The sequence below is a fragment of the Sinorhizobium garamanticum genome (assembly GCF_029892065.1).
Taxonomy (GTDB): Bacteria; Pseudomonadota; Alphaproteobacteria; order Rhizobiales; family Rhizobiaceae; genus Sinorhizobium; species Sinorhizobium garamanticum.
This window is the reverse complement of the sequence record NZ_CP120374.1, coordinates 1,429,082-1,449,583: the sequence shown is the minus strand read 5'-3', so window position 1 is coordinate 1,449,583 and position 20,502 is coordinate 1,429,082. Positions and strand designations below refer to the sequence as shown.

The 20,502-nt window shown below is 59.4% G+C and carries 13 protein-coding genes; 10 read left to right on the top strand and 3 right to left on the bottom strand.

Going from position 1 to position 20,502, the window contains the following annotated elements:
* Window positions 1-487: 487 nt before the first annotated feature.
* On the top strand, window positions 488-694 hold the full coding sequence (locus tag PZN02_RS26530) for a CsbD family protein (protein WP_280661936.1): 207 nt from the start codon (window positions 488-490) through the stop codon (window positions 692-694).
* 406 nt (window positions 695-1,100) lie between these two features.
* Here the strand turns inward: PZN02_RS26530 and PZN02_RS26525 are convergent, their stop codons facing one another.
* Complete coding sequence (locus tag PZN02_RS26525) at window positions 1,101-1,379, bottom strand: hypothetical protein (protein WP_280661935.1); 279 nt, start codon at window positions 1,377-1,379, stop codon at window positions 1,101-1,103.
* A gap of 919 nt (window positions 1,380-2,298) precedes the next feature.
* On the opposite strand from PZN02_RS26525, the gene PZN02_RS26520 reads away from it, so the two are divergent.
* The 6 genes from PZN02_RS26520 to PZN02_RS26490 all read left to right on the top strand — a co-directional run bounded on the left by PZN02_RS26520 (window position 2,299) and on the right by PZN02_RS26490 (window position 9,911).
* Entirely contained in the window at window positions 2,299-3,726 is a 1,428-nt protein-coding gene (locus PZN02_RS26520; protein ID WP_280661934.1) for a PAS domain S-box protein, read from the top strand.
* A 334-nt stretch (window positions 3,727-4,060) separates the two neighbouring features.
* Window positions 4,061-4,354 carry a hypothetical protein gene (locus tag PZN02_RS26515; RefSeq protein WP_280661933.1) on the top strand — a complete coding sequence of 98 codons (294 nt, stop codon included), beginning with the start codon at window positions 4,061-4,063 and terminating at the stop codon, window positions 4,352-4,354.
* Entirely contained in the window at window positions 4,321-4,686 is a 366-nt protein-coding gene (locus PZN02_RS26510; protein ID WP_280661932.1) for a type 2 periplasmic-binding domain-containing protein, read from the top strand. Before PZN02_RS26515 ends, PZN02_RS26510 begins: the two co-directional genes overlap by 34 nt.
* 485 nt (window positions 4,687-5,171) lie before the next feature.
* Entirely contained in the window at window positions 5,172-6,917 is a 1,746-nt protein-coding gene (locus tag PZN02_RS26505; RefSeq protein WP_280661931.1) for an adenylate/guanylate cyclase domain-containing protein, read from the top strand.
* Window positions 6,918-7,171: 254 nt separating this feature from the next.
* A complete protein-coding gene (locus PZN02_RS26500; RefSeq protein ID WP_280661930.1) occupies window positions 7,172-8,992 on the top strand; it encodes a cation:proton antiporter domain-containing protein in 1,821 nt (606 codons plus the stop codon).
* A 598-nt stretch (window positions 8,993-9,590) separates the two neighbouring features.
* Window positions 9,591-9,911, top strand: a complete 321-nt coding sequence (locus PZN02_RS26490) for a hypothetical protein (protein ID WP_280661929.1) — start codon at window positions 9,591-9,593, stop codon at window positions 9,909-9,911.
* An 808-nt stretch (window positions 9,912-10,719) separates the two neighbouring features.
* On the opposite strand, the gene PZN02_RS26485 is transcribed toward PZN02_RS26490, so the two are convergent.
* Window positions 10,720-11,355: a response regulator transcription factor gene (locus tag PZN02_RS26485; protein WP_280661928.1), complete on the bottom strand. Its 636-nt coding sequence runs from the start codon at window positions 11,353-11,355 to the stop codon at window positions 10,720-10,722.
* A 547-nt stretch (window positions 11,356-11,902) separates the two neighbouring features.
* On the opposite strand from PZN02_RS26485, the gene PZN02_RS26480 reads away from it, so the two are divergent.
* On the top strand, window positions 11,903-12,298 hold the full coding sequence (locus tag PZN02_RS26480; RefSeq protein ID WP_280661927.1) for a response regulator transcription factor: 396 nt from the start codon (window positions 11,903-11,905) through the stop codon (window positions 12,296-12,298).
* Window positions 12,299-12,420: 122 nt separating this feature from the next.
* On the opposite strand, the gene PZN02_RS26475 is transcribed toward PZN02_RS26480, so the two are convergent.
* Window positions 12,421-15,384: a PAS domain S-box protein gene (locus tag PZN02_RS26475; protein WP_280663290.1), complete on the bottom strand. Its 2,964-nt coding sequence runs from the start codon at window positions 15,382-15,384 to the stop codon at window positions 12,421-12,423.
* 869 nt (window positions 15,385-16,253) lie between these two features.
* On the opposite strand from PZN02_RS26475, the gene PZN02_RS26470 reads away from it, so the two are divergent.
* Together PZN02_RS26470 and PZN02_RS26465 are read left to right on the top strand one after the other, a co-directional pair.
* Window positions 16,254-18,542, top strand: a complete 2,289-nt coding sequence (locus tag PZN02_RS26470) for an ATP-dependent nuclease (protein WP_280661926.1) — start codon at window positions 16,254-16,256, stop codon at window positions 18,540-18,542.
* Between the two features lie 79 nt (window positions 18,543-18,621).
* A complete protein-coding gene (locus PZN02_RS26465) occupies window positions 18,622-20,469 on the top strand; it encodes a UvrD-helicase domain-containing protein (protein WP_280661925.1) in 1,848 nt (615 codons plus the stop codon).
* The last annotated feature ends 33 nt before the right edge of the window (window positions 20,470-20,502 follow it).

Here is a 20,502-nt window from a genome sequence, read left to right as displayed (position 1 = left end):
GTTCATTACGGTCTCCTTCAACCTGCAGTAAAAAACCGCGGCTCAACCAAAATGTTCCGCCCGCGAGCACTCGAGTGCGGCCCAGACCAACGCGCGCCCTTCTTCACCGAATGCATGGTTCACTTGTCGCTCAGTCCCCGGACCTGCACGTGAGACCGAGGGCATCTTCGCTGGTTTGGCCTAGGACTTTCACCGGGCGACGTCCTTCGATAAGAACCAGCAATGCTTCCTCAACCCCAAGCGAATGTCGCGCGACTTTTGCCCCGGATGCATTTTCCGTCAGTTCGCGCCTCCAGTATTTTCTGGCTATCGACCGACCAAAATGATTGTTCCCGGATCGAGGTATAGGTAGCGTAGCGACAGGCGGCCCAGTGTATCCGACCGTCGCGCCTCTCCAGCTAAGAATGTCGCTCCGACAGGCCGCAGGAACCAAAGTCCGCCATCGCGAGTTCCAGCATTATGCAAACAAAACGACTAGGAGATAGTCATGGACTGGAATCGTGTTGAAGGTAATTGGAAGCAAGTCAAAGGAAAGATCAAGGAACAATGGGGACGGCTTACCGACGACGATCTCGATGAGATCGCGGGCAGGCGCGAGCAACTGGAGGGCAAGATCCAGCAACGCTACGGCATCGAAAAGGACGTTGTAAGACGGGATATTGACGATTGGTACCGCCATCAGACATGGAACTAACGACGCCCTCAATGCAGATCGTGAGGAACCCCGCCTCGCCGGGGTTTCTTTTTTTGTGATTGGCGTTGTAGCCGGTTGCGCGGGGCGTCCAGTTGAGACGAACGCCGGTGATCACATCGTTCGGTTCGATCTGATCCGGCGTGTAAACCGCCTGCCTCGCCAGCGCGCGTCCATTCCGACTCGGTGTAGGCACGCTGCCGCGACTTCATCATGGAAGATGCCGGTACGAGCGGCGTCGAGGAACCGGCATCGAGCGATGCCTGCGTCCCGCGCATCCGCGCAGGCGTCGGCCTTGATTCCCTCTCGCAATCTGCTGCACGCATTCATCTTCGGGCGTTCTCGGCATTGTCGCCATGGCGACCGTTGCCCTCTGGTCGTTTTGAGGCATCATCGCTCAGAACTGAGCCTATTCAGCTCCATCAGCACCTAAGTCAACGTACCTGCCGATTGAGCGGAGGTACGCAACGATTTCCAGCTTAAGGAAATCTCGATCGCCATAGGTTTCCTCGATCCTGTCCAGCTGCCGCCTCACCTCTTTATAATGGGCCGGCGAGAGGTCGGCATCACCAACAACGTACTTGTCATGGCCGACGGCGCAGATATCGCACCCGGTCTTAACTATTTCGTCTACGAAGGCAGGGATCTCGCTCGCCTTCATCAGTTTTGTCTTAATACTCTCTGCCATGGCGCTTACTCCCGTGCGAGTGGCCCGACACCAAGTGCTCACCGCGATTGCCGTTGGCATCAAGGCAGGCAATAGCAGCCTATCGGGTAAACTCGCGAAAGTGCTAGTTGGCTGCAGCCGCGGTATAAAATCATCGCGCTCGCAGCCCGAGGTGGGGCGCGTCAATCCCCTCGACGGCTGTGCGAAAGGGGCGCTCGACGATGTTTGGCAAGGTTGTGGCCGGGTGACGATGGCGGCGGCCACGGTGGCAGTCCAGCCCCTCAAGACCGCGAAATGTTGCGATAACACAGAGCTGCAGTGGGATTGGCCAAGTCCGCTGCAGCTCCGATTGCGACGTATTCATCATCTAGCTGGCGCACATTCGCCCTGTTCCATCCAAGGGAACCGCTTCGAACGTCGCTTAAAGATAGTAAGGGCGGAACCGGATCAAGGGCCATCTGCCGCCGTAGCTCATTGCCGTCACGCTGGCTCCTCTGCGATATCCCCTCGTCACGCTCGGAAAATGCGTGATCCAGAGATGGCGATAAAAGAGAGCCCGCTGGAGACAGGAGAAAGAGAGCGGGCTCAGTTGTATTGCCGGCATGGCATGCTTACGGTGCCAGAAGCTGTCGATTTGTCGAGTCCACCAATATGGCTAGACCCTCATCTGATCGCAGCCCAGAGCCAAAGGAGATTAACCTCGCCAAACTTGGGGTAGTGCTCCAACCCTCCGATGTCCCTGCAAGCGTGCACCCAGTCGTTACTTGTTGGAGATTGCCCTGCTCGGATTAAAATCATCTAGCTCCATTCTTTTGAGAGCAGCGCTGTCCAATAGTCGTACACTAAGATATTCTTCAAGGTTGGCCGGCTGGCGACGGCGGCTATCTGCCCCGATGGCTTCGGCTCGGGGATATCACCTCCACCTCCCGGGATGATGCTGATGAAAAGCCAGGACGAGCTCACGAACCCTTTGCCGTTGTTGGGCCCCGCTCTCGACCACAGCGGCCAAGACCCCGACGAATTCCTGCAGGCTCTACCTGCGGCGATTTACATGACGGACGCCGCCGGGCGTATCACGTTCTACAATGAAGCGGCAGCGCAGTTGTGGGGTATGCGCCCGGAGCTTGGCAGAAGCGAATTCTGCGGCTCTTGGAAGCTTTATTGGCCGGATGGCACTCCGTTGCCCCATGACCAGTGTCCGATGGCTCTCGCGCTGAGAGAGCGACAACCCATCAGAGACATGGAGATACTTGCTGAGCGGCCGGACGGCACCCGCATCCCGATTGTCCCGTATCCGACGCCGATTTTCGATAGATCGGGTGCCCTGACAGGGGCGATAAACATGTTGGTGGACATTACCGAGCGAAAAGAGGCGGAACGGGCCGCGCAGTTGCTCGCAGCGATCGTGGAAGCCTCAGATGATGCCATCGTCGCCAAGAATCTCGACGGCATCATTATGAGCTGGAACCAGGGTGCTGAGCGGCTCTTCGGCTATGCGCCGGAGGAAGTGATCGGGAAACCGATTACCATCATCATTCCAGTGGACCGTCACCATGAGGAAACGACAATCCTGGGCCGCCTTCGTCGCGGCGAGCGCATTGATCATTACGAGACGATCCGGCGCCGCAAGGACGGGAGCTTTGTAGAAGTCTCTCTGACGGTGTCGCCAGTCAGGAATTCAAAGGGCGAGATCATTGGAGCATCCAAGATCGCCCGCGACATCACCGAGCGCCGGCGAGCAGAGGAGCAGCAGCATCTGCTCCTGCGGGAAATGAGCCACCGCGTTAAGAATCTTTTTGCACTCTGCGGTGGCATCGTCACGCTGAGCGGACGCAAGGCGACTACGCCGGAAGAACTGATTTCGGCGGTCCGAGAACGTTTCGGCGCGCTGGCGCAAGCGCACGAACTGACCCTCCCGAAATCCTCCGAGACGCCCAGTCGGACCGAGCAGTCAACGACCCTGCAGACTTTGATTCAAACAATCGCCTCACCGTTCAACGGCCACAAGGACCAGGATAGGCCGCGCATAACCGTGAGTGGAACCGATACCCCAATTGCAGGAGGCGCCGTGACAAGCTTAGCGCTCCTCTTTCATGAATTTGCGACGAATGCTGCCAAGTACGGCGCCCTCTCGACGCCGGAAGGCTATGTTGACATCCAATGTTTCGAAGGCAAGGAACAGTTCATTCTGACATGGCGCGAGCGCGGCGGCCCGCCGGTCGAGAACCGGGCCGGCGAAGAAGGCTTTGGCAGCCTCCTCAGCCGCGCGACAGTGAAAGGCCAATTGGGCGGAGAGATTTCACGAGAGTGGAAGCCGGAAGGCTTGACGATACGAATGACGGTCGCTTGTGATCGCTTAACTGGTTAATGAACTAATACTGCATGTCCGGTTGAGGAGGTATCGATCCAGGCTGGCGTTGCCGTCGCTTCCTGAACATTGCCGCCCTCAACCGGTCAGCATTTAAGATCTGCTAAGCTGCCTTTGCCTTTGGGTTAGCAACCGCGTCTGCAATCTTGGCGAGATCTTCGTCAGTCCGGAACTCTTCCTTAAGCACCCCAGCCCAAGCCGCAGAATACCTTTCCACAGGACGTCGGGCGCTCTTTCGACCGGGTGCTCGACGAGGGCTGGATCGAGTTCGCCGTCTACGCGGATTTCCCGCCGTGGTCCTAATGAAGAGAACGGCCAAGCACTCGGGATCGATGTGGACATCGGCAAATCGATCGCTGAAGCACTTGGCGTCGAGGCTCGTTTCCGACTGGTCCAGGCGGGGGAGACGCTCGACGCAGACCTGCTCAACTACGTCTGGAAAGGCGCGGCGGTCGGCGGCCACGTCAGCGACGTGATGCTGCACGTGCCCTATGACAGCGAATATGCGTGCCGGATCGAGCAGGTGACCTTCACCGGCCAATACGCGACCGAGACCATCCGACGCCACCCTTCTTCCGCTACGACACGGTGGCCGTGGAAAACGACTCCATTGCCGACTGCTACCTGACCTCTCTACTCGGCCCGGTGGACAAGATTCGCCGCTACCGCAGTACCGCGCTTGCCATAGAAGGTCTGGCATCCGGCGAGACCATGGCCGCGACGCCCCGCGCGGAGCTTGAGGCGGGCATCGCCTCGCATCCCGAGGCGAGCCTCGCGGTGCACGAGCCGGCACTTGTGGGCTTCGCCCGCGGGAAATGGACTGTTGGGGTCGGCCTGAATTTTCAGCACAAGGATCTCGCCTATGCTGTCGACGACGCCATTGCGGCGGCGCTGGCCAACGGAAGGATAGCTGCGATCTTCAAGAACTGGGGCGTGACCTTCGGGCCGCCGACGAGGTGACGCCTGGCACGCAATCCAGGTTTGGCGAAGAGCGGCGGCGAATGGTGGTCGCCGCCGATCAATCATCTGGATGCCACGTGTCAGATTCTACTGATGAGCCGAATATCGTCGGCAAGACAGAATTTGGATTCCAGTCGCAGTGGTCTCCACGTTCGGTGGCCCCGTTCCAATCGATACATTGTGCGATCTTCTTAGCACAGAACTGGAACAACCTAGCGATGAACCGCGCATCAGGCTCATGAAGAACGGCTGCCCTCGACCCGTGGCGGTCGCTCGCAGGCCATTCCGCGAACTGGCCGATTGCGGCGATTTCGCGATGCGCCCCGTACGAGCGGACCTGCCAGACACAGATAAACAGCCTTATAAAAATAGTTGATCGGCATCGTCGGCCAGGCCTGTCCTAAGTGATAGTGGATTGTAGTAGGATCTCGCGTGCAGCCGACTGATCGCGCTGATCTCTAACAAGAGTCACTGGAGGCGTTGCTGTGGAACGCAGACTGGCGACCATTCTTGCAGCCGATGTCGCTGGTTACAGTCGGCTGATGGAGCTCGACGAGGAACGCACATACGGCGCATTCCGCGCCTGCCGGAGCGCCATCGCGAAGGTGATCGAGAAGCGCGGTGGCCGCATTTTCGGCGGTGCAGGCGACAGCCTCGTCGCCGAATTTGCCAGCCCTTTGGAGGCCGTGCGATCTGGGATCGAAATTCAAGACGCCATCGACAAAATCCCGCTCGATCTCCCAGAAGGACACAAGATGCAGTTTCGCATCGGAATCAACCTCGGGGACGTGATGGTTGATTGCAATGACCTGTTCGGGGATGGCGTCAACATTGCGGCGCGTTTAGAGGCCTTGGCTGACCCCGGCGGCGTTTGCATATCAGGAAATGTTCACGAACACGTAGTTGATAAGCTGCGTTTCAGGTTCGATGACCTGGGCTTTCATGAACTCAGGAACATAGCCAAGCCAATTCGAGTATATCGAGCTCGGTTCGCCGGGACCACGGCAGCGATGTCAAAGAACTCGCGCCTCCTTCCTGCGAAACCGTCCATCGCAGTGCTGCCGTTTGACAACATGGGCCGCGATCCCGAGCAGGCGTATTTCAGCGATGGCGTCACCGAAGACATTATTGCGGAGCTCGCTCGTTTTCAGCAGTTGTACGTCATCGCTCGCCATTCCTCATTTCAGTATCGTGACAAGGCCGCCGATATCCTGCGCGTTGGCCGCGAGCTGAATGCGCAGTATATCGTCGAAGGGAGCGTCCGCCGTAACGACGATCAAATTCGCATATCGGCGCAGCTCATCGACGCAACCACTGGCATCCATGTCTGGGCCGACCGCTACGACAGCCACCTGACGGACCTGTTCTCAGTGCAGGATGAGATAACACGACGCATCGTAGGTGCCCTCGCCGTACGCGTCGAGGATGAGGATTGGGCCAAGGCTGGCCGCAAACCGCCGGGCAGCATGCGCGCTTATGACTATTGGCTGCACGGCAAACGCAGCCTCGACCTTTACACGCGCGAGGCCAATTCAGAGGCTCGCCAGCTCTTTGAAAGTGCCTTGGCGCTTGACCCGAACTATGCCCGCGCTCATGCGGGACTGGCCCTCACTTATGATCGTGGTGCGTTCTATTCAGCCTGGGACACCGACCCGATGGTTTCGCTCGAGAAGGCTGAAAGTCATGCGAAGAAAGCTGTCGCCCTGGATGACACCGACCCTCTTCCGCATGTGATTCTGGGATGGGTTCATCTTGGCAGGAGGGAATTCAACCGCGCAAAGGAACAACTTGAGCTGGCCATGGCCATCAATCCTAATGATGCTGATACGCTGGCGAAGTCAGCTTTGATTTTGGCCTGGTCCGGCGAGGGTACGGCCACGATAGAGTTGGCTCAGACAGCAATAAGGCTCAATCCCCACTATCCCGCTTGGTACCAGTGCTTCCTAGCTGGTTGCTATCTTTGTGCTGGAAAATACCCCGAGGCAGTCGCAATCTGGGAGCGTGTGCCAGATGCGACACCAGAAACGCGAGCGTTTTTGGCAGCAGGTTGCGTATTTGTCGGTGAGCTTGAGGACGCTAGGCGCCATATGGCACAGTTTATGCGGGAATATCCACAGCACTTTGCGGGGGAGCCGAACGCCCGCCACGTAAGACGTCTCTTCGAATTTCGACACAGGGCCGACATTGATCGCCTCATCGACGCTATGTGTGTCGCCGGGCTACCGAAATAAGATTCACTAAATTCTGCGTCTACGGCGAGTATGCTCAAGGTCCGCTCACCACCACCCTTTGCGGCCGCCGAGGGTGAGTTGCCCGACCTCTCGCCTTGATGGGATTCGAACGGCTGACCCGATACCTATCATCGCAGCGGAAACACTGTCACCTGAAATGAGAGTAAGATCCGTCAGAGGAGACGAAGTGTGATCCTGCGAGCGGTGGTGCGCATCGCGGGCTTTGCCCTTTGCCTGGAATTTCTGAGCTGTCGATGGAGCCAGGGCCACAAAATTACAAGGAGCTTTTGCTGTTTTTAGCAACAGCCGGCGTAATTGTGCCTCTGTTTGGGCGGTTGAAATTAAGCCCGGTCTTTGGATTTCTGGCCGCCGGCATAACACTTGGCCCCTTCTGTCTCGGAGCTCTCGCGAGAGATTTGCCATGGCTCTCAGCAATATCGATAACAGATGTCGGACAGATCGCGTATCTGGCTGAATTCGGCGTAGCATTCCTTCTCTTCATGATCGCGCTCGAGCTGTCGTGGAGCCGCCTTCTGCTAATGCGCAAACTCGTCTTCGGGCTAGGGGGATTGCAGGTTCTCGTCTCGACAGCCGTCCTCGCGGCCGTCGCAGACTTGCTGGGTCAAACTCCAGCTTCAGCGGTGGTGCTTGGCAGCGCGCTCGCGATGTCCTCGACGGCTATCATTCTGCCATCGCTTGCAGAGCGCAAACTGCTGAACACCACGGTTGGACGCGCAAGTTTCGCCGTGTTGCTCTTCCAGGACCTTGCTGTGGCGCCTCTCCTGTTCATGGTGACGATGTTGGGTACACGTGGAGGGACGGGGCTCGGCGCCGGCTTGTTGTATGCGCTCGCTCCGGCCGCAATTGCGTTATTCGCAATGGCGGGGCTGGGTCGGTTGGTTCTTCGTCCCTTGTTTAAGCTGGTCGCGACAACAAAGAGCAGCGAGTTGTTCGTCGCTGCATGCCTCTTGGTCGTGATTGGCTCTGGCCTTGTCACAGCGCTCAGTGGTCAGTCCATGGCTCTAGGCGCCTTCATCGCAGGCCTGCTGCTGGCTGAAAGCGAGTATCGCCGGCAGATCGAGGTGACGATCCAACCCTTCCAGGGTCTTCTGCTTGGCGTCTTCTTCGTTTCGGTTGGAGCCCGTCTGGATCTTTCGGAGATTATTGCTAACCCGTTCCTTACAGTGGGTGTCGCAATCGGCTTGTTTGCCATAAAGGCAGCTATCCTGTTCCCCATCGCGCGCCTGATGGGCTTGCCGAACCGGGGCGCCGGCGAGCTGGCGGTTGTACTCGGCCCCGGCGGCGAGTTCGCACTGATCCTTATCGGTGCGGCTGTGGCGGGCAACGTCGTCCCTGCTGACGCCAGCGCCACTGCCACGGTCGCGGCTACTTTGACGATGGTTGGTATCCCCCTGCTGATCCGCATACTGCTCCGCGGTGCGGCATATGCCGGTATCGATGAACGTGCATTTGCAGGATTGACGCCCCAGCATGACGACGGTCTGGAGCGCGTGATCGTCGTCGGATATGGGCGCGTCGGACAATTGGTCGCCGAGATGCTCACACGGCACGAACTGAGATTCCTGGCAATCGACGCCGATCCCGTGCTAGTCGCCAAAGAGCGAGCTCGCGCTCATACGATCTATTATGGCGATGCCACCCGCATCGAGTTTCTTCGACGTTGTGGAATCCAGAGCGCCCGCGCGCTTGTCGTGACCTTGGACAATGCCGACGCGGTCGAATCTATCGTCCGCGCTGCGCGATCGGAGCGGCCGGATCTGACCATTGTCGCCCGCGCGCGGGATGCGGTGCACGCGACTGAATTGTACGAGCTAAAGGTCACGGACGCAGTGCCGGAGACCATCGAAGCCAGCCTCCAGCTCTCGCAAGCAGTGCTCGTTGACATCGGCATTCCGATGGGCCTGGTGATTGCATCCATTCACGAGAAACGGGATGAATTTCGTAAGATGCTGCAGCCCACGGACGGATCCGGCAGAGAACGACATGCCATCCGCGCTCCGCAAGCGGACAGTCACCCGACCCGTAGGTCGCGCTCAAGCTCCGATGGAGCATGAGCACACTCAGGATCGTTAATCCGAAGGAAGGCCTGGACCGACAACACGATCTCCCACTGACGCCACGCCAGGCACGAAGACCATACGTCACAAGCGGCATCGCGCCCGACGATCGGCTGCCGTGGGTTAACCGAGACGAGGCGGCCGCCGAGTTGTTGTTACAGGTGTGCGTGGAAATGCCTGCGCTTAAGCCACCTCTTACGGCATGACACCGGAATAATACCGCGAGAAGTGCGATCTTCCCGGCGATTATTCTATGGCCGCTCCCAACTACGCCCAGCAACGGTCATAACTGGCGTGTTCGTCCGGCTAGGCCGGAAACCGGCGGCACCGGCGCCCTCCCCCCGCATAAAAGCATTAGACCCCCGTATAGGTGATCTCCTCCTCGTTGGTACCCTGTCCTTCCTCCCGATCAATAGTCGGGTCCGGGAGGGTGCTGCTATCTTCATCGTACATCCTCCGGTGGGCCGATTCCTCATCCGGCGCTTCGAGAGGCGGAGCCGCCTGAAAGAACGGAGACGCTGTTCACAGCGGCTCAATCTCGATCGAAGGAAGCTTCGAAAGGAAGCTGGCGTAATTCAGCGTCGAGGCGCGGATCATGAGCAAGCCGGCAGTTATTCTCTTTGCAGTCGTGATTGCTGCTCCGGCAGCGGCGCACGATGCGACGCCAACCGCGGCACAGCCGAACGGATGGACATACCCGTTCTCCTGCTGCAGCGGAATGGACTGCCGCGAGATTCGAGATCGAGCGGTTCTCGAAGGCCCACAAGGCTATGTCATCAAGCTCACTGGCGAGCTCATCACGCCACGGGACACTCGCATCAAGAACAGCCCGGACGGGCAGTTTCACCATTGCACGGTGGCCGGCGAGCCTAAAGGGCGCACCATTTGCCTCTTCGTTCCTCCCCGTTCATTCTAGGGATTGTGACCATGACACAGGAACTCAACCGCATAGAAATCGATCTGCTCCCGTTGCAGCTGTTCTCCCAGCGCGTATCGGAGGGCTGGAGCACTCTACCAAGTCATCCATTCTACATGCCGACAAACTATCCAGCACGACCCGATACTCACTCTGAAGCGCATCTAATGACAATCTGCGTCACGCCACGGGATGCAATCGCGCCTCGTGGGAGGCAAGCCTTGCACGCCCGGACAACTGCGTTCACCCTATATGTCACTGACACGCTGTTCAGTCTTTCGCTCTACTCTCTCGAGCTTCTACGCCTTGTAGAGGATGAGGAGCTTTACCCTTCGCAGTATTCCTTGACGATACATTAGGCCCTGGCGACCGGCATCTCCTACTTGCCCGCGCCTGAGCATCGTCGATGCTTGCCCCAAGCCCCCTATTCGGGTCGCGAACGTTTTGATACCCGGTCGCTGCGAACCACTTCCGGTCGCTCGACTTCAAAACGCGATTGATCCCCCTCATTGTTTTCCACAGTCGTTTTGGTGCTCGATGATGCGCAACATCTGAGTGGGGGCCGATCCGAGATCGTGAGCCGGTCACTGCTCTCAGATATGCTTGCGCAGCTTGCTATCGAGACAAAAGACCCCTCCCGAGACCGGGAGGGGTTTGAGGGGGGGCCGATTGAAGGAAAATGGCCCACGGGAAGAAGGTCCCAGACCATAACAGTGCGCTCCCGACAGGACCATTGATCAAGAGGACGGATGGGATACCGACGCGGAGGGGACGACCTATACGCCGGTTTATATGCCTTTACACGAATCTATGAGCCTTGCGGCTTCCCTGGCTCGAGTTTCAGCCTGTCCGCCATGCGGGCGAGCTCGGGCAGGGACTTGGCATGCATCTTCTGCATCACCTGGCTGCGGTGGACCTTCACGGTAATTTCGCTCACGCCCAGATCGGCGGCGATCTGCTTGTTGAGCCGTCCGGTCACCACCAAGGCCATCACCGCGCGCTCCCGCGGGGTCAGGCTCTCGAACCGCGCGCGCAGCGTCGCCAAAGCCGCTTCGTTCTCAAGCCACGCGCGGTCGCGCGCGAGGCCGACATGAACCGCGTCGAGCAGGTCCTGGTCGCGGAACGGTTTCGTCAGGAACTCGATCGCGCCGCCTTTCATTGCCTGGACGGACATGGGAATGTCGCCATGCCCCGTGATGAAGATAATCGGGATATGAATGCTGCCCCGCGATAACTCTCGCTGAAATTCCAGGCCGCTTTGTCCCGGCAGCCGTACATCCAGAACGAGACACGTCGGCCCCTTCGGTCGACCGGACTTGAAGAAGTCGTTCACCGAGGCGAGGAGTTTTACGTCAAAGCCGACGGATCGCAGCAGGCTGCCAAGCGCCTCGCGGACCGCTGGATCATCATCGATGACGATGACGGTTGCAGGCCCCTCGGTCATCGCTGGGGGCCTTCGAGGAAAGCCGGTTCCCGCAAACGGGACCTGCTTGCGCTCGCCGCCGCGGTATTGGGGGGAGGCCAAGCGGCAGAGCGCCGATGATGCAATGGGAACACTCCTCCTCTCTCCTCCGCCAGTGCCAAACGAAGCCTTTTCGCACATCAGAATGCGCCCGAATTCCCTCAGCCACAAGACCACAGGGTGGTCGAGCGGACGCCGAAGCGTCGCGACTCCTGCGGACTGCCACCGACCCCATGCCAATGCGCTCCAAAGCGGCGAATTGCACCTGGAAGGGCGTGCGCGCAGAGCGTGCGAGGCGCGCAAAATCTCAAACGATCTATACCATCGTATAGCTTCCTCTGCCTTTTTGGCCCTCACGTGCTGATGTATGTTGCGAACCACGCCACACCGCTACAGCGAGCGCGTCCCATCAGATGCACAGAGGTCACTGAAGCACTTTGGATCGCCGTATGTTTCCTGAATCGGACCCGACCAAGAAACATGCACGAAATGCCTGCAAGACGCTTGTCGCGAGGTTTTGGAGGCGGCAGTGCCAATCAAGAAGCCTCTGATTGCGATTGTCGACGACGATCAGTCGATGCGCGAGGCTACCAAGGGGCTGATGAGGTCGCTTGGATTTGAAGCCGAGGCCTTTTCATCTGCCGCCGATTTCTTGAAATACCCCCAGCTCCGCCGGACGGCCTGCCTGGTAACTGACATCCATATGCCCGGAATGAGCGGGCTTGACTTGCACCGCCGCCTCGTTGCGTTGGGCGAGAGCATTCCGACCGTTCTGATCACTGCCTATCCGGATGAGAACCTGCGCGCGCGCCGGTTGGGTCCGGACATCGTCGGGTATCTGGCAAAGCCGTTCGGCGAGCAGGATCTATTGAACTGCATCCGTTCTGCGCTGGCGCGCGGAAGCGACGGCGAAAGTGGTCAATGAGGGCTTGAGGGATTCTGCCCTAAAGCGCGTCGCGATTAAACGTGTTCGTGCGACGCGCTTTAGGTCCTTGTTTTTATGCATGTCGTTGTCCCAAAACCGCGCACACTTTTGGGCGACATGCATTAGCCAGCGTCGTCAGGAGCCCCATCGCCGGCGATTGACGGCAGGCAGAATTGAAACACAGCTCCCCAAGGCTCGTTCGCCTCGGCCCATAGCTGCCCCCGGTGCGCTTCGATGATCGAACGGCAGATGGCCAAGCCCATGCCCAGACCTTCGGCTTTGGTCGTGTAAAACGCCTCGAACACCCGCTCCGCATTCTGTGGATCCAGCCCCACGCCGGCGTCCTGTACCGCCACGAGCACGGCTCCGGATGCGTCGCGTCGGGATCTGATCAGCAGCTCCCGCGGCCGGTCCGCCACCTTCTTCATGGACTCGATGCCGTTCATCACCAGGTTCAGGATCACCTGCTGCAATTGAACCCGGTCACCTTCGACGGCCGGGAGATCCTGCGCCAGCTCGGTCCGCAGCAGAATTCGATGGCTGCGCACCTCGCCCTTGAGGAGAGCTACCGAGTCTTCGATGAGGCCGTTCAGGTCGACCTCCGCCGTCACGGTGGCCGTCTTCTTGAGGAGCGCGCGCACGCGGCCGATAACCTCGCCCGCCCGGTGCCCGTCCCGCACGACACGCTCCAGCGTCTCCCGCGCCTCGGCGATATTGGGGGGTTTGCTGGCGAGCCAGCGCAGCGCGGCGTTGGCGTTGGTGACCACGGCGGCCAGCGGCTGGTTGACTTCGTGGGCGATGGAGGAGGTCAGCGCGCCCATCGTTGTCACACGCGTGACATGCGCAAGTTCGGCCTGCGCCTTCTGCAGCGCCTCCTCGGCCCGCTTGCGGTCCTCGATTTCGACGAGAAAACCATACCATTTAAGAATGTTTCCGTGTTCATCCCTGAGCGGGACGGCACTTTCAAACCACCAGCGATATTCGCCGTCAGCGGCACGACGGATCCTGACCTCAGCCTCGAACGGATGGCCCGTGGCCAAGGACGAACGCCACTTGGACATATACTGCTCGACATCGTCCGGGTGAAATCGGGCTTTGGGCTCCCAGCTCCCTCCCAACGTTCCGTCGAGGGACAAGCCCGTGAACTCCTGCACCCGCCGATTGATAAAATCGACGCGGCCGTCGGGCAAGGCGGTCCACACCATTGCCGGCACGGTCTCGATGACCTGGCGAAGCTCTTCTTCACTCCACCGGGCCGCCTCTTCGGCGCGCTTGCGCTCTGTGATATCCTCGCACACGATCAGGATGACGGGTCGCTTCTTGATCATCATCGCCCGGGCCGTCTCGCGGACCCAGAGCATCGAGCCGTCCTTGCGAATCTTGCGCAGCTCCCAGCTCATCGCTTGGCCCAGATGTTCCAGGCATGTGGCGGCATGCCTCTGGACGGCGTCTCGGTCCGCCTCGTAAAAAACGTCCTGTACGGGACGGCCGATCAGTTCGTCAACCGTGTAGCCGAGCTGCTCCGCGCCGAAGGGATTCACCGAAACGATGATACCAGTGGCGTCCACCATGAAATACATGGTCGGATTGTTCTCGAATACGGCTCTCCACTGCTCCTCGCTGTCTCGCAGTGCCTCTTCCGCCCGCTTGCGCTCGGTAATGTCCTGGATCGTACCGAACATGCTGTGCGGCTGGCCCGATGCGTCCCTTGTCAGATCGCCCTGGCTGTGAACGATGCGCAGTTCGCCGGTAGGCCGGAAGATGCGGTATTCCAAGTCGTAGCGGGATTCACCACGCAAGGCCCGCGCCGCGGCCTGGCTCCAGCTCGGCCGATCCTCGGGATGTATCCGCTCAGTTGCTTCGGCCAGACTGACCACCGTACCGGCACGCGGCGTCAGCCCAAAAATGCGGTATGTCTCCTCCGACCAGGTGAGACAGTCCGTGCTGAGATCGCGTTCCCAGTAGCCGACATGGGCGACGCGCTGAGCTTCCGCGAAGTTCGCTTCGCTTCGACGCAGGCCCTCCAACGTCTCTTTGAGGCGGGACGTCATGAGCGTGAACGCCTGCGCGAGCAGGCCGACTTCATCATTTTGACGAACCTTGGGTACCTCGCACCATTCCCCTTTTGCGATCGCATGCGCCGCCTGGGTGAGGTCTGTCAGCGGTCGCAGCGTGCGTCCGACCATCCCCAGTCCGAGGACCACGAAGACGGCGACAATGACCGCGCCGACGACAATCGAGAGATAGGCCGCCTGATACACGGGTCTGAGGAAATCCGAAGCTGGCACTGCCGAGACGATGGTCCACTTGAGTGCGCCGAGTGCGGCATGATCGACCGCCGCATAGATCCTCCCGCGCTCGGGGTCACTGAAGGAAAACACGCGCGACCCCGCTGACGAGGACCCGGCGATGTCCGGGTTTCGATGAAGATAGCGTGCAGTTTCTCGGACGATGGGATCGGTGGCCTCTGACGCCTGCAGGCGCAGATGCCCGCCGTCGGCGCCGATCGTGACGGGGGACACCCCTCCCGACGCGCCAATCAAATGTCCGGTCGCATCGATGATGAAGGCTCGTCCGTTCTCGCCGACCTCAAGCGTCTGCAAGAACCTGGAAAGCTGCGTGAGGATGAGATCGATCCCGCACACCCCGACGAAATTGCCGCCCTTGTCAAAGACCGGCGCGGAGAGCGAGATGCCCAGGACCGGCTCGACCAAGCCGAGATAGGGCTCGGTCCAGTACCGCTTGCCCGTCTCCTTCGCCTGTGTGTACCAGACCCTCTCGCGCGAATCGAAGGCGCCTTCTGACTTCCGCAGGCGGCCAACCCGGCCATCTGGTAATGCGTCGAATTCGCGCACGGCGCCGGCGCGAAAGTCATCGCTCATCAGAAACACGCTGCTCGAGTCTGCCAATCGCCCGACCGAAACGAGCCCGCCGGCCTCGTTGCCGAAGAACATCCAGTCGACATCGGGTTCCTCGGCCAGCAAAGCATAGAGCTCACGTGCGATGGCATGCGGATCGCCGAGCGGCACGTCGTGACGAACAAGACCGTTGGCCAAGCGGGATACCGCCTTGTCGGCGCCGCGCACCAATTGACCGACGTCGCGATGCACGGCCTGCGTCACCTCTCGGATCAGGCGTTCGGACGTGAACGAAACGATGACGTTTCCCGTCCAGATCCATAAGCCGGCCAGGACGAGACTTAGAACGAGGACGATGCCGGCAACGGGGAAGATCAAACGGTGCCGTAACATGATCGCCGAGTTCCCCCAGACAACCCGATGAATATTCTGTCTCGCTTATATTGCTCCCATGGATGGGCTCCGGCAATCCGAAGCGCGCTGATCCGGCCGAATGGCGCGAGGGCGGGATGGGTTCGGCCGCTGCATATGGATTCCGAGCGGGTCGAATGAACAAATCGTGCTCAAGCTTTCGAGACACGGGAGGCGAACGGGAACGTGGTCTGCCAAGGCATCGCCTCCCATAATTAAGGCAAAGGCGATCTCGCTTTCTTTTAGGCACGTATCAGATATACGATATACGAGCACTGTTCGATTCGAATTCTTCTCAGCGCATCGCGTGACAGCGCTCACAGTCGCCAAGTTCCCGACGATAGATTATGCGATCTTTTTGGCCCAGAACGTGAACATCCTCGCAACAAGCCATTGCACAGGGCTCGTGAAGAACGGCTCCCTTGGCTCATCTCTGCCTTTCCGCCGCAAAGCCTGAACCGGCGTCCTGACCGTTGTTGACCTTCGCCGGCGGCATATCGGATGGCCGCTTTGCGCCCCATCTCGGACATTAAGTCGCGGCCGTTCGAGTCCTGAAAGCGGACGCTCATGAGCTGTATTAGAAACCGGCGACAGCCCGACCTCTCAGATTCAACCGCCGGAACGGTGTGTGTTTACGATTCACAAACGGGTTGTCAGCCAGAAGTCTCCATCCTGGGGGGAACACGATGCACCTACATTCCTATCGGCTTCGGAATTTCCGCCGACTTCGGGACGTGCATGTCGAGCTTGCATCCGACATCTCCATTTTCGTTGGGGCGAACAACAGCGGAAAAACATCTGCCACGCAGGCGATGCAGATGTTTCTCTCCGGTGGCAAAGATGCCTTCTCGCTGTATGATTTCAGCTCGCATGTCTGGCCGTTGCTGGATGAGATCGGCGAACGAGAGGGCGAGATCGCCGAGGCAGAGTTTCCTACCGTCTCACTCGACCTTTGGTTCGAGGTAGGAGCGGAAGACCTCTATCTTGTTATACCCATTCTGCCTTCGACCGCTTGGGCTGGAACGCTGGTTGGCATCCGCGTAGAACTGGCGCCGAAAAACATCGCCGAAATGATCCAGCGTTACCGCGCCGCCCGTGATGATGGCCGGGCGAAGGCGGCGGCGCTGGTCGGTGGCGCGGGCGATTATGTGCCTTGGCCGAAATCGCTATCGGCTTACCTTCTTGAGGAGCTGAGACGCGAATACGAGCTGCGCTACTTCGTCCTCGATCACACGCAGTTTGATCCGAAGTTTCGGGCGGTGGAAGGATATCAGCCGCTGCCTCTGGGCCACGAATCGGGCGGCGCTGCCGTGCTGAGATCGCTCATCAAGGTCGATTTTCTGAACGCGCAGAGGCACCTCGCGGACCCATCAACGGTGTCCGGCGGTGGCGGCCGTTCGGAGGATTTGTCTAAGCGCCTAAGTCGCTTCTATCAGCGCAATCTCGATCAGCGTCAGGACGACCATCAGGCGCTCAAAGCATTGTTCGAGTCTGAGGTGGGCCTCGACAATCATCTCGCGGAAGTTTTCAAGGACACGTTGGAACGATTGGGACGCTTGGGTTATCCCGGCATCAATAACCCACGGCTCGAAATCAAGTCGGCCCTGAACCCCGCGTCCATCATGGCGCAGGACGCACGCGTCCACTACATCGTGGGCGAAGGCGCGCATACGATCATGCTGCCCGATACCTACAACGGGCTTGGCTTCAAAAACCTGATTTATATGGTGGTCGAAGTGCTCGACCTTCAGGAGCGCTGGAAGGCCGAAGAGGAGAAGCGCGCCCCCCTCCATCTCATTTTCATCGAGGAGCCCGAGGCGCACCTACATGCGCAACTCCAGCAGGTGTTCATTCGCAACATTCTCGATTTGCTGGTCATACCGGGTGAGGCCGGGGGATCATTCGCCAGCCAAGCGGTCATTACAACGCACTCGCCGCACGTCCTGTACGAGCGCGGCTTTCAGCCGATCCGTTACTTCCGGCGCGACCTGGTCGGAAACGATCAGGTCACCGAAGTGCTCAACCTCTCCGCGTTCTACGCGCAGGAAACAGAGCATCGCGATTTTCTGCAACGGTATCTGAAGCTCACCCACTGCGATTTATTTTTCTCGGATGCCGCCGTGCTCGTGGAGGGCAACGTCGAGCGATTGCTGCTTCCCATCATGATTTCGAAAGCCGCGACATCGCTAAGATCCTCCTGCATCTGCATTCTTGAGGTTGGCGGCGCCTTCGGTCACAAATTCAAATCGCTGATTGAATTCCTTGGGATCGTCACGTTGATTATCACCGACGTGGACAGCGTTACCCTGTTGCCTGCCGACCATGATGGCGATGATGATGACGATGACGAACTTGAGGTCGAAGTAGAAGCGGAAGCCGTTGATAACCAAGAGGCGTTGTTGGGCGGTGTTGCTCTGCCCGCACCGGCTGGCGAAGGCGCCGACCCTGTGCCCGCCCGACGCTACGGTAAGAAATGCCTGCCCGGTGTGGTCGGGGCGGTCACTTCCAACCAGACTCTCGTGAAATGGCTTCCCGCAAAGCAGTCGATCGACGATCTATTCGCGGCGACGGAGCAGGAAAAAGAAACCCCGGCGGACGGGACGACCCGCGTCCGGGTTGCTTATCAGACGCCCGTGCCGGTCGTATGGAATGGTCATAACGCCGAACTGGCCGGGCGGACTTTGGAAGAAGCCTTCGGGCTCGAGAACGCCGACTGGTGCCAGAGCGCAGAACAAAGGAAATTGGGTCTCCGCTTACGCGGTGCACTGGCTGATCCTGCGGCGCTGGCGGTGGGGCTTCACAAGCGGGTCAGCGGCGACAAGTTCGACAAGACCAAGTTCGCCCTTGGGGTGCTTACGGCCCGACCGGAAGAGTGGCAGGTTCCGGCGTACATTCGCGACGGTCTCATTTGGCTCAAGGCACAGGTTGATCTGGAAGTAGAGGCCGAAATGGAAGGAGCCGGGGTCGGTGAGTAGCCGCGCGCAACAGCCCGATACGCAGGCCGACGTAGATCTTCGGCACTGCCTGGAAACGCAGCCGCCGACCAGCTTCAACATGGTCGCCGGGGCGGGTTCGGGCAAAACCACGTCGCTGATCAAGGGGCTCGCCTCGATCCTCGCCATCCACGGCGAGCGTTTGCGGCTACGCAGGCAGCGCGTGGCTTGCATCACCTATACTGAGATCGCCGCCGCGGAGATTTGGGCGGACGTGGGGAATAACCCCCTCGTTCACGTCTCCACGATCCATAGTTTCCTTTGGTCGATCGCGCGCGGCTTCCAGCAAGATATCGCCGCTTGGGTCGCGACCAGGATCGATGAGCGGATCGGTGAATTGCAGCGCGCCGCCGCCAATTTTGGCCCTCGCGTTCAGCAGAAAACGCGGGACAAGAACGCCCGCGATATCGTGCGTTACGAGCAGCAGCGCGAGGCTATCACTCGGGTTCGTACCTTCACTTATGGAACCGGAAGTGATTACGCGAAGGGCATCCTCGGCCACGACGACATCATCAAGATGGCTTCGCAGTTGATGATCCATCGCCCGCTTTTCCGAACTCTCGTCGCGCAGCAATTTCCGTTCGTTTTCGTGGATGAGAGCCAGGATACCTTTCCCGTCGTCGTCGAAGCCTTGATGGCGGTCCAGCAGCAGGAGCAGGCCCGCTTTTGCCTGGGGTTCTTCGGCGACCCGATGCAGCGCATTTATCCCACCGGCATCGGCACGGTTCCGAAACCTGACGGTTGGCGGGCGATCCCCAAGCCGGAAAACTTCCGTTCGCCGACCACGGTATTGAATCTCGCGAACGCTATCCGGCGTGACGGCGACGATCTGGTTCAGGTCGGCGGCCGGAAGAAGAAAGAAGGCGAGCAGGAGGTGCCGTTCGTAGGCACGGCGCGACTGTTCGTCCTGCCGACCGACGCTCATCGCGACGAACGCGTGGCGCAAGTTCGGACGTGGGTTGCCAAGGCAAACAATGACGAGATGTGGCAGCCCGTAGCCGAGAACGATCCGGTGAAAATGCTGGTGATCGTGCATCGCATGGCGGCGAAGCGATTGGGTTTCGGAGACCTCTACGCAGCGTTCAACGATAGGGCGCCGGACGCTTTCAAAAATGGATTTCTGGACGCGACGGCTTGGCCGTTGCGACCCTTGGTTTCGTTTCTCCTGCCGCTTGCGGAGGCTGTCCGCGACGGGCGAGACTTCGATACGATGCGACTGCTTCGCCTCCATTCACCGCTGCTCGTGAAGGCCAACCTGCAAGGAGTGAACGTCGCCGAGCGCCTCAATCAACTTCAGGCTGTGAGTAATCAGATCGGTGAGCTGATGGGGCCGGAATCGCAGGCGACCATCCGTGACGTGTTGATGCTTGCCAAAGAAAGCTGTTTGGTGGCGTTTGACCCCCGCCTGTCCGCTTACCTTGAAGATGTCGCGGCGAACGAACCCGAAGCCGAAGAGAACGAAGACGGTGAAGCGGAGGGGGAGGAAGATCCTTCAAACGAGATCAATTCGATGGCCGCGTTCCTCGCGTGCCCGGCCAATCAGCTCCGTCCTTATCAGGCTTACGTCAACGAGGAGTCGCCTTTCTCTACCCAGCAAGGCGTGAAGGGCGCTGAGTTTGATCGCGTGCTTGTTGTCCTCGACGACGACGAAGGCACGCACTTTCAATTCTCCTATGAAAAATACTTTGGGCTTAAGGAGCTTTCCGCGCGGGACAAAAAGACGCTGGAGGAAGGCGGTGAAAGCAGCGTCGAGCGAACGAGGCGGCTCTTCTACGTTTGCTGCACACGTGCTCGGCAAGACCTGGCGGTCGTTCTTTTCGTGGCCGATCCCGCAGCGGCGATAGCGCATATTCGCGGGCTCGGGCTCTTCTCGGAAGCGGATATCCTCTCGCAGGACGCGCTCGCTTAGCTGCCGTCGCGGCTCGATCGGCCGCTTCCCTAT

What these genes read in the sequence shown, in the direction of transcription:
- PZN02_RS26520 (WP_280661934.1), top strand. Translation starts at nt 2,299, where the DNA reads ATGAAAAGCCAGGACGAGCTCACGAACCCTTTGCCGTTGTTGGGCCCC.
- PZN02_RS26500 (WP_280661930.1), top strand. Translation starts at nt 7,172, where the DNA reads ATGGAGCCAGGGCCACAAAATTACAAGGAGCTTTTGCTGTTTTTAGCA.
- PZN02_RS26530 (WP_280661936.1), top strand. Translation starts at nt 488, where the DNA reads ATGGACTGGAATCGTGTTGAAGGTAATTGGAAGCAAGTCAAAGGAAAG.
- PZN02_RS26465 (WP_280661925.1), top strand. Translation starts at nt 18,622, where the DNA reads ATGGTCGCCGGGGCGGGTTCGGGCAAAACCACGTCGCTGATCAAGGGG.
- PZN02_RS26490 (WP_280661929.1), top strand. Translation starts at nt 9,591, where the DNA reads ATGAGCAAGCCGGCAGTTATTCTCTTTGCAGTCGTGATTGCTGCTCCG.
- PZN02_RS26470 (WP_280661926.1), top strand. Translation starts at nt 16,254, where the DNA reads ATGCACCTACATTCCTATCGGCTTCGGAATTTCCGCCGACTTCGGGAC.
- PZN02_RS26485 (WP_280661928.1), bottom strand. Translation starts at nt 11,355, where the DNA reads ATGACCGAGGGGCCTGCAACCGTCATCGTCATCGATGATGATCCAGCG.
- PZN02_RS26525 (WP_280661935.1), bottom strand. Translation starts at nt 1,379, where the DNA reads ATGGCAGAGAGTATTAAGACAAAACTGATGAAGGCGAGCGAGATCCCT.